This is a genomic window from Syntrophorhabdaceae bacterium, assembly GCA_035541755.1.
Taxonomy (GTDB): Bacteria; Desulfobacterota; Syntrophorhabdia; order Syntrophorhabdales; family Syntrophorhabdaceae; genus PNOF01.
Genome location: DATKMQ010000055.1, coordinates 17,232 through 31,560, shown reverse-complemented (window position 1 = coordinate 31,560; position 14,329 = coordinate 17,232). Strand labels below are relative to the sequence as shown.

Here is a 14,329-nt window from a genome sequence, read left to right as displayed (position 1 = left end):
TCATGTCAGTAGCGATGATCATCCCACGTCAGTTCAGAATAGAGTCTCTCATAAAGGGATTGACCGCGTGCATCGGCATGCTTTCTTTTGCCGCGCTCACGGGTTATATCCATCTTGAATACTCCCTTATCTTCCTGCTTCTTTTTGCAGTCGCGATCTACAGGGAATTCAAAGGCATTTCCGTGTCACGCCGTCTACTCACGATCTTTTCCATAGCGGTGGTGCTCTTTTTTCTTTTCACGCTTAACAAGGACGACTTTGTGACCGAGATGCTTGAGGCCCTTCTCATGCTTCTCGGCATCAAGTTTCTTGAGCTTGAACAGGTGAGAGACTACATGCAAATATACGCCATATCGCTCTTCCTCCTTTCCGGCATAGGGCTTTTCACGCTCGGTGTGATCTTTGTTGTCTATCTACTGCTCTTCGTCTTTCTTCTGTCCATAGCCTTCGTGTTTCTCACGTACTACGCCCAGGACCCCAACCTCGAGCTCACTCGCGAGACCGCCAGAAAAATGGTCCTGAAATGCCTCTACATACCCATCCTCGCCATTCCTCTCTCTGCGCTGATGTTCGTAATACTTCCAAGAGCGCAATATCCCCTTCTCGACTTTCTCAATAGACCGGGTGATGCTAAAACCGGTTTCACTGACAGGGTGAGGCTTGGCGAAATATCGAGCATTCAGGAGGACGCAAGCGTCATCTTCAGGGCGCATATGGAAAAGATTGATGAAGCTCTACTCTATTGGAGAGGAATCACCCTTGACTATTTTGACGGGACTTCCTGGAACACTTCAGAAAAAACGGCATTAACGGCCGTGACCGAGTACCCATCGCATCCGCGCATGTCTGGCAGGATTTTGAAGCAGACTATATACCTTGAACCCTATCAGAACGTCTATCTCTTTGGTCTCGACAAACCTCTCTTCATGTCGCAGAGAAGGGCGAAGAGGCGTAAAGATCTGACCTACGTCTCGCCTGCGACTATGGAGCGAAGGATCCGCTACGAAGTTACGTCGGCTATATCGGACACTATCGCGGAGGAAAAGATAGACGTTAAGACCTATCTACAGCTACCCGCCCGACTATCGCCGAAGATCGTCGAACTCGTCCGCAGCCTTACTTCCACAAAGAGCCAGGAAGAATCCGTGAGCGCTATCTTTCGCTATCTTAAGAGCGGACAGTATGGATATTCTCTCGAGAGCCTCCCTGTGTCCAAGAATCCGCTTGAATCTTTCCTCTTTGAAACAAAGCGTGGAAATTGCGAATACTTTGCCTCTGCCATGGCCGTTATGCTGAGGATCGCGAAGATCCCCTCAAGACTTATCGGAGGATACCACGGCGGCTATTACAATGATATGGGAGATTATTATATAGTCCCGCAGAAGACCGCCCATGTCTGGGTGGAAGCCTTCATTGCAGGAAGGGGATGGGTGCGCTTGGATCCTACGCCTGCATCCACGGATGTCTACACCTTTCCCGGGAAAAATACGTTTCTTCACTTACAGATTTTTTTCGACACCATCAACTATTACTGGTATGGCATCGTGATCAATTACAATCTTGAAAAGCAGTTATCTATCGCCCACACTTTCATGACAGGATTCAGGAAACCTTCTTTCAATCTCTCTCTTAGCAGACGGCGCATTTTAGCAATCGTCCTGGTTCTCGCCCTTACGACCTCTATCATCTTTCTCGCCAGACGATTCTTGCTCAACAAAATGACGCCCGAAAACAGAGTCATCGGGCAGTTCTTGAGAAGAATGGAGAAGCATGGCTATAACAGAAGAGATTGCCAGGGTCTTGAGGAATTTGTCGCCTCCGTTGCTGATAGTGAGGTCAGAACATATGCGTGCCGCTTCGTGACGGAGTTTGAAAAAACCTACTATCATGATAAGAAATTCGATAGAGGAAAGATTAATGCTCTCAAAGAAATCATTCGACAGATACCGTCCAGGGTATGAGAAATTGGTTGGCCTTTGATCAAATGAATGTGTCGAAAGCTCTCAATCGCCGCGCCTTCACCCGCATGGCTTCTTGCCCCTTTTGCCCTTGACAATGAAGCACCTCTTTGCTAACATGAGACTGGTGTTTCGGCCACCGCAAATTCATATGATTTACTACGAGCCAAGTGACAGTATTTAATTTCATATTTCATCATACAGAGAGGGATGAATGGCGGTAAGAAAGACTGCCCAGCAATGGTTCTTGGAAGGATATCACTGCCATTTACTGGAGCAGTCATTTGATAAAGCTATCAAGGCATACAAGACGTGCATACAGCTTGACCCCAAATATACTGACGCCTACGTCAATCTCGGCCTCATATACATCAAGAGGGAAGAGTATGAGAAGGCGCTCAAGTTCTTTGCCAAGGTCGTTCAACTGGAACCAGAAAATATCGAAGCATACAACAATCTCGGCTACGCATACGAAAAAATGGAACGCTTTGGCAGCGCAAAACAGATGTATGAGCTGGCATTAAAACTTAACCCCAAACACATGGAGTCTTACATCAACCTCGCCCACATAGCCGAGCTTCAGGGGGACTATAACGGCGCCATAGCGCTCTGGGAGAAAGCGATCAGTATCGAGCCCAATGCGTCACAGCCACATTTTTACCTCGCCGCAGTCTACGACCGACACGATATGTTCGATGAAGCCATCGAACAATATATGGAGGTCTTAAAGATCGATCCTCGCCATCTCAAAGCTCTAAATAATCTGGGACGTCTTCAGATGCAGCAGGGGGAACACAGGAAAGCCTTTGACTGCTACTCTCAGATCATACAACTTAGCGAGGACAACACCGATGCATGGAATAGCCTGGGCACCATCTATGAGGAGCTAGGGAGTATCAAGCAAGCGGTTTTTGCCTATGGCAAATCTCTAGCCATCGACAATTACCAGGAAGAAATCCATTTTAATGTAGCCAGACTCCAATATCTCGAGGATAAATCGAAACTCAACCAGGACAGCATCGGTGAAATCAAACAAAGGCTTCAGTTTGTGCTATCCGTCAATCCCAATCACTGGGGCGCCAAGCAACTGTTGGAAGAATTGAGATAAACCTTTTTTTGCGGATTCCTGTTCAGTACTCGACTACTCAAGCCTCTTCATAATCAAGTTCAAAATGTCGCTCCACACGGACACCGGATCCACCGTGGGTGAAGCCGTTAATTGCGGGTTCTTTTCAAGGGTCTGGGCCGCGAGCACACCGGCAACCTTCCGGCGTTGTTCAATGCTCACCGAGTGCGTCTGCTCAATAATATGCGGCGCTATATCGATCTTAATCTTGCAACCGGCTATGATTATCGTGTCCGGGTCTTCCCCCGCTTCAGGCGCCTCTTTTTCGGTCGGGCGAACCACATCCTTTGTCGCCGCTTCCATTGGTTCCGTTTCTTTTGCTTCTGGTGGTGCAGGTGGAGGAGGAGGCGGCGGAGGCGCTGCCTTTTCGACAATCTTATCTTCCAATTTTTCGACAACAGGCACTTCTTTTGGCACTTCAGGCGCAGGCACCCTTGTTTCCAGGCGCTCCTCAATCTTCTGTTGAGGAATAGAATCTGCCGATATCTGTGGTGGCGGAGGCGGCGGAGGAGGAGGCGGCGGAGCGGCCGCAGCCTTTTCCAGGATCGGCTCGGCCGATGATTCTTCGACTTCTTCTTCGAGCTTAAGGAAGATTTCTTCCTTCAAATCCTGTTTCGGTACTTCAATCACCGGCTCTTCTGCCATCGCTTGAGATTCCAGTTCAACGGGTTCCGTCTGTGGGCGCGCTACGCTCATCTCCGGCGCAGTGCTGACCGCAGGGGCAGCCTGAGGGGGCGGTGGAGGGGGAGGAGGGGGAGGAGGGGGCGGTGGAGGCGGCGGGGCCATAAAAGCGGGCGCTTTCTCTTGTGCGTGTTCAGGAGTCTTTATGGGCTTCTCCGGCACAAAGGTCTCTTCAGCCGCTTCCTTCTTGGCGACCTGAGGGACCGGCGATTCTTTCATCCGTCTTCTTTGCACAGCGGGACCTGTCATTTTGTCGAACCGGTCTCCGATCTGTTGTACAATCTCTCCATTAATTGTGTGAAAATTATTCGTTTCGCCGGCTTTGAGGCATAGTTTCGCTATCTTGTTGATGAGCCGAGGCACACCGTGTTCCGAAAACTCCCAGAGCCAGTGCACGGCGTCGTCGGTAAAAAAGTTTTTCGAAGCTCCCGCCAGTTTAAGTCTCGTCTCGACGTATTTCTTGACCAGTTCTTCGCTTTCCATCTTTTCGATTCGGTTGTATGTACCGATGCGTTGATAAAGATTTGCCCGCTTGGGATGCTCGAGCCTCTTGGCAAATTCCAGCTGTCCGGCTAAAACTATCGTGAAAAGATTCCTGTCATCATCCTGCATGTTCGTGAGAAGTCTTAAGCTCTCCAGATTTGTGGGGGAGATCGCGTTTGCCTCATCAATGAATATGAGCACCTTTTTTCCTTCGTCGGCCGTGGAAAAAAGAAGCTTGTTGAAGACTTCGAGTAACTCGATCTTTCCCTTTACCTCGCACTCTTTGCCGGTAAGTTGGCCAATGATCTCCCGCAAGAGCTGCACGAATGACATATCCGGATTTGTGACGAAAGCGATCTTATATTTCTCATGATCCAGCGAATCAAGGATCATCCGTAGAGACAGTGTTTTTCCCAAGCCAACATCGCCCACTATGACGGTGAGACATTCATTCCCTTCCTCAATGGCAAACAGAGTTTCCGCTATGGTATTCTCAACGGATGCATGCGCTTCAACATACATCGAAGGGTCCGGCACGTTGTCGAACGGCGCCTTCTTGAGTCCCCAATAATCAGTATACATGTAGATAACCTCCTTCACTTCGGGAACTGCATATATTAAAACCGGCTGTTATCGTCATTACCACACAAACCTGCAAGGCTTCAGATTCGAATACTACCACTCAAATATCCCACAACATCTTCAAGCAAAAAGCGTCTCAGATGACCCACTTTGTAGCTCTTCAGCTCTTTTTCTCTGACGAGTCGGTAAAGCATGCTCTTGCTTATTTGAAGCATAATAGCCACATCGTGTGCATCCAGCATTCGGGTGGTGTACACAGGTTTGAAGTGAAAATTGAAGGCAGTCTTTCCGTCAACCGTCTGTTGCATGGACATCTTCACGCCGTGATGTTTTCCTGAGAGGAGGTCTTTAATGCAATTCATGGACTGGACAACCTGCGACTGCTCCGGCGTCAACTGGATGGAAAATATCTGCTCCTCATCGCCGGCAACCTCTTTGAATATCAGGTGGTCGCCATCATGAACGTTAAAGCCGTTCGATGGACTGGAACTTGGGGTTTTGTCCAGTTCCTGGACATCCGTTTCCTCCACAACCGTCTCCCTTTCCTGGGTGACTATCGTTGTTGTGGAATCCTGCCCCGGTTCTGTGGTTTTGGTTCTCCTTTTTACAATGCAGAGTTTTTCCATGATTCCTCTTCTCCAACGTTTTTATAAATCCATACGCTTATTATCGCATTTGCCGTCGGTTTCTTTACTTTTGATATAAACATTTATGCGCATTTTATATCAAATTACTTCCTGAAACAAGTCCTACTATATTAGAACTTATTCCAAAAAATGTGTCAATGAAAAATCAAGGCCACTCTCCCTCGCTTCGAAAGCCTCCCGGGTAGGTGCTTTGGCAGCCTCTGCGGTTCCTGTACGCTCTTTCCTGGATCGGGCTTTCTGTAAGGTAGTGCGCTCTATAAGTTGCATTTTTTTTGTGACCTGCGTTACACTATCCGCCATAATCTGATGAAGACATTTCTCTTGCCATATCCTGGTCGCACACGATAACATATCCACACACAAGGAGAATGAATGGAACCGGCCGCTCCGGAAAACGAACAGAGAATACTCGAAAGGCTAAAGAGAAAGATTATCGGTGCGCCCCGTGACGTCAACGAACCTTCCATATTTCACAAATTGTCCCTCATTCCTATTCTGGCATGGATAGGGCTTGGGGCCGATGGACTTTCCTCATCTTCCTATGGCCCCGAGGAAGCGTTCAGGGCCCTGGGGAGGCATACCTATCTCGCCCTCTTTCTGGGACTCGCCACGGCGTTCACTGTTATTATCATATCCTATGCCTACTCCCGGATCATCGAACATTTCCCTCACGGGGGTGGCGGCTACATCGTTGCGACCCACACGATAAGCGAAAATGCCGGCGTCATATCGGGATGTGCCTTGCTCGTCGACTATATGCTGACAATCACGGTGTCGCTCGTCTCCTGCGGTGACGCACTCTTCAGTTTTCTACCCCTCTCGTACCAGCAGTATAAAATATTCTTCGTCGTCTTCCTCATCTTTCTCCTCGTGGTGCTCAATCTCCGAGGGGTCAAGGAATCGGTTACAATGCTTGCCCCCATCTTCATGGTATTCGTGCTGACACACGCTATCTTGATCGGACATGGCATAATCACCCACACGGACCAGGTCAGGCCGCTTGTCAGCGAGCTCAAAGGCTCATTTCGCTATGACCTCTCGGCCATAGGGTTCATCGGGGTGCTATCGTTGTTTCTGCGCGCCTTTTCTCTCGGCGGCGGCACATACACAGGTCTTGAGGCCGTATCCAACGGCATGCAGATCATGCGCGAGCCCAAAGTCCATACGGGGAAACGCACGATGCTGTATATGGCAACCTCCCTTGCCATCACGGCCGGCGGCCTCTTGTTCTGTTATTTCCTCTTCAGAATACAACCGATCGAAGGCAGAACTCTCAATGCCGTTCTCGCCGATAGTATCTTTGGAAGGTGGCCTCTGGGGTATTATCTCGCTCTGATTACGATTCTCTCGGAAGGCGCCCTCCTCGTTGTTGGCGCCCAGGCCGGTTTTATTGACGGTCCTCGGGTCATGTCAAATATGGCGATTGATTCATGGTTTCCGAGACGGTTTGCCGCGCTCTCGGAGAGGCTTTCCATGCAGAACGGGGTACTCCTCATGGGTACGGCTGCAATCTGCCTGCTTGTCTATACACGAGGGTCGGTATCTGCCCTTGTGGTTATGTATTCGATCAACGTTTTTCTCACCTTCTCCCTTTCACAATTCGGCATGGTTCGCTTTTATCTCAAAAACAGGCAACTGGACCTGAAATGGAAACAGCACATCGTAATCCATATCATAGGTCTCGGTCTCTGCGTCACAATTCTCATGGTAACGGTCTATGAGAAGTTTACCGAAGGAGGCTGGGTCACCCTTTTTATCACTTCTCTGGTGGTAGGCCTGTGCTATCTCATTCGAAGCCACTATCGAAAGGTCAGAAGCAGCGTGCGTCAACTCGAAGAGACGCTCTCCGACATACCGGCAACGGCCCCCTTCAACAATGAGCCTGTGGACCCGAAAGAAATGACGGCGGTTCTTCTCGTGGGCGGCTTTAACGGCTTCGGACTTCATACACTTCTTTCGATCGTTAAGAATTTTCCAAACGTGTATAAGAACTTTATCTTTGTTTCCGTGGCAGAGGTAGATTCAGGATCATTTAAGGGGATTGCCGAGATGGAGGCCCTCAGGGAATCGGCAAAGAAAGGGCTAATGAAATACGTGAAAATAACCCGTTCCCACGGCTTTCCTGCTGACTACCGGACAAACATCGCGACTGACGTTGTCGACAGTGTAACAGAACTCGTGGAAGCCACGGTCAATGAGTTTCCCCGTTCCACCGTGTTCACCGGAAAACTCGTATTCAAGCATGAGACCCCGTTCCAAAAGGTCCTGCACAACGAGACCGCTTACGCCATTCAGCGGCGGCTCCAATGGGACGGCATTGCAACAGTAATTTTGCCCATCAGGGTCAACATGTAGTATGGCCCGAATAAGCTCTATGTCAACAGATAGTCCTCTCAGTACGTTACCCGAACGAGCCCTGAAGACCATACAGCAATAAGCCCCTTCAGGTCTCGAGAGTTCCGCCTTACCGGTAGTGCAACTCGCACTTGACAGGAACATTCCCGGCAAGTTTCTTGGCCTGATCTTCGATGAGCTTATGCTCTTTTGCGTTATGGACAAGGCCGCGCAAGAGTATCCCCTCATCGACATTCATTACCTCGAGGGTCGGAATTGAGACGGCAGGATTCGTAAGAATCGCTGCATTTATCTTCGCGGCAACGGCACGCTTCTTTAGCTCGCTCTCGGCCTGTGTATTCTTGAACGCATCCCTTCTTGCGAGCATGGCCTTGAGCGTCGCGGCTACCTCTTCCACACTCAGCGTTTCTAAATTGAATATCACGTCATAGCCGCTCGGGTCATCCCAGCGCTTGCCGAACTCGGAGTGCATCAGTTCGTCGCTTTCCCTGTCCGCCTTTTCAAGTATACTATGCGCCAGTTTCGGGTCTATACAGATGAAATCAGCGCATGTCTTCTCCTCAGTGACCCTCTTGAGTCTCACCTCCATCGGTGCGACGACGAGTGTTCTTAACGCATAAGGGATGCCTTCGAGAAGGAAATTCCCTCCCCTGCCTATGATAACGACCCTGTCCCTAAGCGCACAATCGAGTATGTGGCTTTGTTCAAGGGCGATGAGACCTCTGTATTGCCATTCATATTTTTCCCAGAGCGAGGGGTTGCGTTCATCAAGTTCTCTTCCTGTTTCCTCCCACAGCGGGCCGTCCTGTTTCAACTGGTCAAGAATCTTTTCTTTATCGAAGAAATCGTACCCTATTTGCTCGGCCACGGTTTTCCCAATTTGCAAACCTTCGCTTCCCATTTGACGGGATATTGTCAGAATTGCCATAGTAACCTCCTCAGTGTGCGTTAGTTATGAGAAACGAGCTTTTCTTTCCGTTCCTCTTTGGCAAGCTTCCATCGCAACCATAATTTGCCTACCACAATAACCATGGCGGCGAAAAACGCTTCAACGCCATAGACGAGCCACTGCGAAGGATGGATCAGGCTCACCACGTAGGCGTCACCGATTATCATTTCCCCGCCGACTTTTCCGAGAATGGCGGCGCCGAAATAGACAATAACGGGGTATTTGTCCATGAGCATGGCAAGAATGTTACTCGCAAAAACGACAAAGAAGATGCTGATAGTAAGCCCCACAATAAGGAGAAACAGGTTACCCTTAGCCGCCCCCGCCACTGCGAGGATATTGTCTATGGACATGGTAATGTCGGCTACAAGAATGACCCATACCGCCTGCACGATTGATTTGGCTTCCTGTTTTACTTCTTCCCCTCCTGCCCCTTCGATAAACAGCTTGACCGCGATCCAGAGGATCACAGACCCGCCGACAAATTTGAGGAAACTGATATTCAAGAGCTTCATCACGAAGAAGGTGAGCACGATCCTCAGCACGACCGCGGCGGCGGCTCCAAAGAATATACCTTTCATGCGCTGCTTATGAGGCAGCGTCCTCACAGCCATGGCAATAACAACGGCGTTGTCACCGGAAAGGATAAGATTGATCACAATGATGCTTAAGAAGGCGAGGAGATACTCTAAGGTAAAATGAATTTGTCCCAGTATGCCTAAGTCCACTCTGTTTACCCCCTTTTAGTTTTTTGTCGATCAAAGCTGTCGACCACCAGCAAAGCACGCTGAACTAATATACAAGAATTATTCGAGATCATTCAACAAAATAAATCACGCTCGTGAAAAAGCGATCATTGACAAGGGCGACAAAGCCAGTTATGATAGGGGCATCCAGTAACCGGCCACACCGTGCTATGACAAAAAGAAAACGAACAAAGAAGATCAAGGTAGGCAACGTGTTCGTGGGCGGAGACAGTCCGATCGTTGTCCAGTCCATGTTGAAGACCGATCCGGAGGATTTCCAGGCTACGCTTAGCCAGACGAGAGAGCTAAAGAAGGCCGGATGCGAGCTCGTACGAATTGCCCTGCCCCAGGAAGAAACCTGCAAGATCATTCCTTTCTTGAAGAAAGAGGTGGACATACCGATTATTGGGGATGTTCATTTCAATCATAAAATAGCACTCAGGGCAATGGAACTTGGTGTGGACGCCGTCAGAATCAACCCCGGCACGATCAATAATGTCCACAAGGTGCAGGAAGTGGCCAACGCGGCGAGGGATACAAAAACACCCATCAGGATAGGCATGAATACCGGGTCCATCGAGAAACGGATTCTGAAACGGTACAAAAAGCCCTCGGCTGATGCAATGGTGGAGAGCGCTCTCTACTACACGAAACTCTTTGAAGATGCCGGTTGGACGGAACTCAAGGTATCGCTCAAGGCCTCAGACATTTACCAAACCGTCGAGGCCTACAAGAAATTCGCAAAACAGTCTCATTATCCGCTACACGTCGGCATTACCGAGGCGGGACCTATATTTTCCGGGGCCATCAAGTCTGCGATCGGCATTGGCATTCTCCTGTATGAAGGAATCGGCGACACCATAAGGGTCTCCCTCACGGGTAATCCCGTCTTTGAAGTTATTGCCGCATATCATATTCTGCGTGATATGGGCCTCAGAAAAAGAGGGATTAACATCATATCCTGTCCCACCTGTGGAAGGTGCAAAACACGAAACCTTATGGACATCGTGCAAGAGTTCGAACAGGAGATTACCGACTTTGATGACTATCTGAATGTGGCCATCATGGGCTGCGAGGTCAACGGCCCGGGCGAGGCAAAGGAGGCCGATATCGGTATCGCCTTCGGAGCGAACAAAGCCATCCTCTTCAAGAAGGGAACTGTGGTCAAGACAGGTATATCCAAAGAACTGGCCAAGAATGTCCTCAAAGAAGAAATCCACAACATGATAACCTGAAAAACAAGGCGGGGAGAAGGAGGCCGAAAGGCTTTTTATCTGCCGACCGCTCTTCTCACATGAACTATGCGTTGAATGACCGTCACGTGAGTCAAAACAGCCAGAACCAGAATCACGGAGGGCAACAATGGCGGCAAAAAAAGGCCTACGAGTAGGAGTATAACCCGCTCCGGTCTCTCCAACAGACCTGACCTGCATCGAATAGAAGCCGCTTCTGCCCTTGCCCTCGCGTAGGGTATGACGGCGGTACCGATGGTTGCCACGAATGTCACAACGGAGTAGCGCACGGAACCGTGCAAGACAAAGAACACGAATATCCCGCCCATCACAGCGAGATCGGTATAGCGGTCGAGCACTGAATCGAGAAAGCCTCCGAAACTGGTGACGCTATCGGTGTCGCGAGCGAGCGCCCCATCGAGCAGATCAAAGAACCCCGACATAAGAAGCAGCAGAGCGCCGGACAAGAACCATCCGCAAGCGATGCAGATTGATGAAGCAAATCCAAGAACCGTGCCCCAGACGGTGAGGGTATTGGGATTGACCTTCCTGTCCCTCAGGACAAAACGGTAGACCTTAAGAATAAGCGGATCAAGAGAATGATTGAGTTTCAAGCTTATCAGGCAATACCTTCTTCTGGGGCTCACGTCGCCCCCTCCATCAGCGAAGCTGTCGGAGCCACCCCTTCTCGCTCATGAATGAGCTGTCTATCTACGTCCTGGGGCTCACGTCGCCCCCTCCATCAGCGAAGCTACACCCGCAAGCGGGTACCCGGCCACCCCTTCTCGCTCATGAATGAGCTAAAGGGTTCGCACGCACATACCTTCACGCTCCTTGAATTTGCTTAATGATAGGGTCGTCGCTCCGGTTTATTCGCACATCGAATCGTTCATGAACAGACTCACCCGCGAGAAAGCATCATCCTGCCAGCTACTCTTAATATCGAGGGTCCCAAAACGGGTCTATCTTTCTCTCTCGCCTCGTATGAACTGCTCCACCATGGTGCGGGCAATCTCGTCAGGGTACTGATGGATAGGATGTTTCATGGTATAAGCGGATATTGATTCAAGAACGCCGCCTACGCGTCTGTCGCGAGCAACCTTGCAGCATCTGATGGCGTCAATCATACATCCGGCGCTGTTAGGGGAATCTTCTACGGAGAGTCGTAGCTCAAGATCGATCGGTATATCGCCGAAAATTCTGCCCTCCAGACGCATGAAGCAGACTTTATTGTCCTTTTGCCATGGCACGTAGTCTGAGGGGCCGATATGAATATTCTCGGGAAGCAGGGGCATGTCGAGCATCGATTGGACGGCCTCAGTCTTGGAAATCTTTTTGGAAACGAGACGATCTCTGTTCAGCATATTGAGAAAATCTGTGTTCCCACCGGTATTCAACTGATATGTCCTGTCGATGGTGACGCCTCTGTCGCTGAACAGCTTTGTAAGGGTCCTGTGAATAATTGTGGCACCAATCTGAGACTTCACGTCATCACCGATAACAGGAATCTTCTTCTGCTTGAATTTGTTTGCCCATTCCTTGTCCGATGCGATAAATACGGGGATGCAGTTTACGAAGCTAACGCCGCTTTCGAGACAACACTGGGCGTAATACCGGGCCGCTTTTTCAGAGCCCACAGGCAGATAATTAATAAGAATCTCAACCTGTCTCTCCTTAAGCGTTTTTACCACGTCGCAGGGACTATCTTTAGAAACGATGAAGGTACGTTCCGGAGGATACTCTTTCATGTGAGGCGAGACACCGTCAAGAACGTGCCCCATCGATACCGTCACGTTTGACCGCGGGATATCTTTCGTGATGGTTTTTGTGCAATTGGGTGAAGAAAAGATTGCCTGTTCAAGGGGTTTTCCGACTTTTCTCTTGTCCACGTCGAAGGCAGCGACGATTCTGATATCCGCCGGTTTGTACCCACAGATATCGTAGTGCATGAGGCCTATCATTTCCTTCTGTCTGCCTGCGTAATAGTGAAGCCCTTGAATGAGCGAACTTGCACAGTTACCGATGCCTGTCACAGCAACACGAATTTCCCGCATCATCATCCCTCGTGAATTTTTTTTCTTTTAAGCTATTTGTCATGAAAAGTCAAAAGAAAACGATATTTCATTTGCGGTATCGCTCCATACCTTGCTCATAAAGGTCATTGCCATAGATATCATTTATGACAAAAAGCGGCATGTCTCTAACCCCCAGTTTGAGAACGGCCTCGGGCCCAAGATCTTCATAGGCTACGACCTCCGAGGAGATAACATGTTGAGCCAGAAGAGCGCCTGCCCCACCCGTCGCCCCGAAATAGACCGCCTGAAACTTCTTTAACGCCTCTCTCACCGCAGGCGAACGTTTTCCCTTACCGATCATGCCTTTTAAACCGAGCGCCAGCAGTTGGGGCGTATACACATCCATTCTCGAGCTGGTCGTGGGACCGCACGCCCCGATGACCCTTCCCGGGGCAGCCGGCGAGGGTCCACAATAGTAAATGACCTGGCCCTTTGTCTCAAAAGGCAGCTTTTCGCCTGACTTCAGGACCTCCATGAACCTTTTGTGGGCCGTATCCCGTGCCGTATAAATATAACCACTCAAAAGCACCTTTTCACCGGTTGTAAGTTCCCTTGTAACCTGATCGCTGAGAGGAGCGTTAATCTTTTTTATATCCACAATTTACCCCGCCAAAGAAGCCTGCCTACGCGGCTTATTCGTAAATAAACAGTACCTACAGTACGATCTCTTTCAACCGATGTGCATGGCATTGTATGTTTACGGCAACCGGGAGGGATGCTATGTGACACGGCATGATCTCGACATGGACCTCCAGCGCGGTTACCGTTCCCCCGTAACCCTGAGGTCCAATCCCTGTCCTATTTATATCGTGAAGGATCTCCATCTCGAGAGCGGCAATGTCGCTTTCCTCGTGCCTTATGCCCAAAGGTCGCATCAACGCCTGCTTTGAAAGCCCGGCCGCTGTCTCCAGATTACCGCCGATACCCACGCCCACTATGATCGGCGGACAGGGATTCGGTCCCCCCTTTTCGACCATTTCGAGGGCGAATCTTCTAATACCTTCCTTCCCCTCCGCAGGGGTTAACATCCGCACTTCACCGTAGTTCTCACTTCCACCACCCTTGGGCATGGCGGTAATCTTTATCGCGTCACCGGGGACGATTTTCATATGTATAATAGGAGGTGTATTGTCTCCCGTATTCTTCCTTGTGAGTGGATGGCAACAGGATTTTCGCAGATATCCTTTCCGGTAGGCCCTCCTCGCTCCCTCGGTAACGGCGTCGGAAAGGCTTCCACCGGTAATATGCACATCTTGTCCCAACTCGACAAACGTGACGGCCAAGCCAGTGTCCTGGCACACAGGGAGTTTTTCTGCTCCCGCGATCTCGGCGTTGTGGAGCAGCTCTCTCAAGACTTCTTTTCCCTGGGGAGATTCCTCCCGTTCAACGGCATCGCCTATAGCGTCCAGAATACCCTGCGACAGGTTAATATTGGCGTCGATAAACAGGGCTTCTACGGCTGAGATGATCTTTTCACTGTCAATCTCCCGCATGG

At 49.8% G+C, this 14,329-nt stretch carries 12 protein-coding genes; 4 read left to right on the top strand and 8 right to left on the bottom strand.

What is annotated here, in order from left to right; all coding sequences use genetic code 11:
* Window positions 1-2: 2 nt before the first annotated feature.
* On the top strand, window positions 3-1,961 hold the full coding sequence (locus VMT62_04695) for a DUF3488 and transglutaminase-like domain-containing protein (protein HVN95703.1): 1,959 nt from the start codon (window positions 3-5) through the stop codon (window positions 1,959-1,961).
* A gap of 211 nt (window positions 1,962-2,172) precedes the next feature.
* Complete coding sequence (locus VMT62_04690) at window positions 2,173-3,066, top strand: tetratricopeptide repeat protein (protein ID HVN95702.1); 894 nt, start codon at window positions 2,173-2,175, stop codon at window positions 3,064-3,066.
* Window positions 3,067-3,099: 33 nt separating this feature from the next.
* On the opposite strand, the gene VMT62_04685 is transcribed toward VMT62_04690, so the two are convergent.
* Window positions 3,100-4,830 carry an AAA family ATPase gene (locus VMT62_04685; protein ID HVN95701.1) on the bottom strand — a complete coding sequence of 577 codons (1,731 nt, stop codon included), beginning with the start codon at window positions 4,828-4,830 and terminating at the stop codon, window positions 3,100-3,102.
* An 80-nt stretch (window positions 4,831-4,910) separates the two neighbouring features.
* A complete protein-coding gene (locus VMT62_04680; GenBank protein ID HVN95700.1) occupies window positions 4,911-5,456 on the bottom strand; it encodes a helix-turn-helix domain-containing protein in 546 nt (181 codons plus the stop codon).
* A gap of 393 nt (window positions 5,457-5,849) precedes the next feature.
* On the opposite strand from VMT62_04680, the gene VMT62_04675 reads away from it, so the two are divergent.
* Complete coding sequence (locus VMT62_04675) at window positions 5,850-7,832, top strand: APC family permease (GenBank protein ID HVN95699.1); 1,983 nt, start codon at window positions 5,850-5,852, stop codon at window positions 7,830-7,832.
* A 109-nt stretch (window positions 7,833-7,941) separates the two neighbouring features.
* Here VMT62_04675 and VMT62_04670 read toward each other — a convergent pair whose 3' ends face one another.
* Together VMT62_04670 and VMT62_04665 are read right to left on the bottom strand one after the other, a co-directional pair.
* Window positions 7,942-8,760, bottom strand: coding sequence for a cytidylate kinase-like family protein (locus VMT62_04670; GenBank protein ID HVN95698.1), 819 nt, complete (start codon window positions 8,758-8,760; stop codon window positions 7,942-7,944).
* 20 nt (window positions 8,761-8,780) lie between these two features.
* The gene (locus tag VMT62_04665; protein HVN95697.1) at window positions 8,781-9,509 is read right to left on the bottom strand and encodes a TerC family protein; all 729 of its coding nucleotides are present in this window, start codon (window positions 9,507-9,509) and stop codon (window positions 8,781-8,783) included.
* Window positions 9,510-9,697: 188 nt separating this feature from the next.
* Between VMT62_04665 and ispG the strand changes: the two genes are divergently transcribed.
* The gene (gene ispG, locus VMT62_04660) at window positions 9,698-10,762 is read left to right on the top strand and encodes a flavodoxin-dependent (E)-4-hydroxy-3-methylbut-2-enyl-diphosphate synthase (protein ID HVN95696.1); all 1,065 of its coding nucleotides are present in this window, start codon (window positions 9,698-9,700) and stop codon (window positions 10,760-10,762) included.
* A 35-nt stretch (window positions 10,763-10,797) separates the two neighbouring features.
* On the opposite strand, the gene VMT62_04655 is transcribed toward ispG, so the two are convergent.
* From VMT62_04655 to VMT62_04640, 4 genes are all read right to left on the bottom strand, one after another.
* Entirely contained in the window at window positions 10,798-11,406 is a 609-nt protein-coding gene (locus VMT62_04655) for a CDP-alcohol phosphatidyltransferase family protein (GenBank protein HVN95695.1), read from the bottom strand.
* A gap of 315 nt (window positions 11,407-11,721) precedes the next feature.
* Window positions 11,722-12,819, bottom strand: a complete 1,098-nt coding sequence (locus VMT62_04650; protein HVN95694.1) for an inositol-3-phosphate synthase — start codon at window positions 12,817-12,819, stop codon at window positions 11,722-11,724.
* Window positions 12,820-12,880: 61 nt separating this feature from the next.
* Entirely contained in the window at window positions 12,881-13,432 is a 552-nt protein-coding gene (locus tag VMT62_04645) for a Fe-S-containing hydro-lyase (GenBank protein HVN95693.1), read from the bottom strand.
* A gap of 55 nt (window positions 13,433-13,487) precedes the next feature.
* Window positions 13,488-14,327, bottom strand: a complete 840-nt coding sequence (locus VMT62_04640) for a fumarate hydratase (GenBank protein ID HVN95692.1) — start codon at window positions 14,325-14,327, stop codon at window positions 13,488-13,490.
* Window positions 14,328-14,329: the final 2 nt, after the last annotated feature.

What these genes read in the sequence shown, in the direction of transcription:
- VMT62_04695 (HVN95703.1), top strand. Translation starts at nt 3, where the DNA reads ATGTCAGTAGCGATGATCATCCCACGTCAGTTCAGAATAGAGTCTCTC.
- VMT62_04690 (HVN95702.1), top strand. Translation starts at nt 2,173, where the DNA reads ATGGCGGTAAGAAAGACTGCCCAGCAATGGTTCTTGGAAGGATATCAC.
- VMT62_04685 (HVN95701.1), bottom strand. Translation starts at nt 4,830, where the DNA reads ATGTATACTGATTATTGGGGACTCAAGAAGGCGCCGTTCGACAACGTG.
- VMT62_04680 (HVN95700.1), bottom strand. Translation starts at nt 5,456, where the DNA reads ATGGAAAAACTCTGCATTGTAAAAAGGAGAACCAAAACCACAGAACCG.
- VMT62_04675 (HVN95699.1), top strand. Translation starts at nt 5,850, where the DNA reads ATGGAACCGGCCGCTCCGGAAAACGAACAGAGAATACTCGAAAGGCTA.
- VMT62_04670 (HVN95698.1), bottom strand. Translation starts at nt 8,760, where the DNA reads ATGGCAATTCTGACAATATCCCGTCAAATGGGAAGCGAAGGTTTGCAA.
- ispG (HVN95696.1), top strand. Translation starts at nt 9,698, where the DNA reads ATGACAAAAAGAAAACGAACAAAGAAGATCAAGGTAGGCAACGTGTTC.
- VMT62_04650 (HVN95694.1), bottom strand. Translation starts at nt 12,819, where the DNA reads ATGATGATGCGGGAAATTCGTGTTGCTGTGACAGGCATCGGTAACTGT.
- VMT62_04640 (HVN95692.1), bottom strand. Translation starts at nt 14,327, where the DNA reads ATGCGGGAGATTGACAGTGAAAAGATCATCTCAGCCGTAGAAGCCCTG.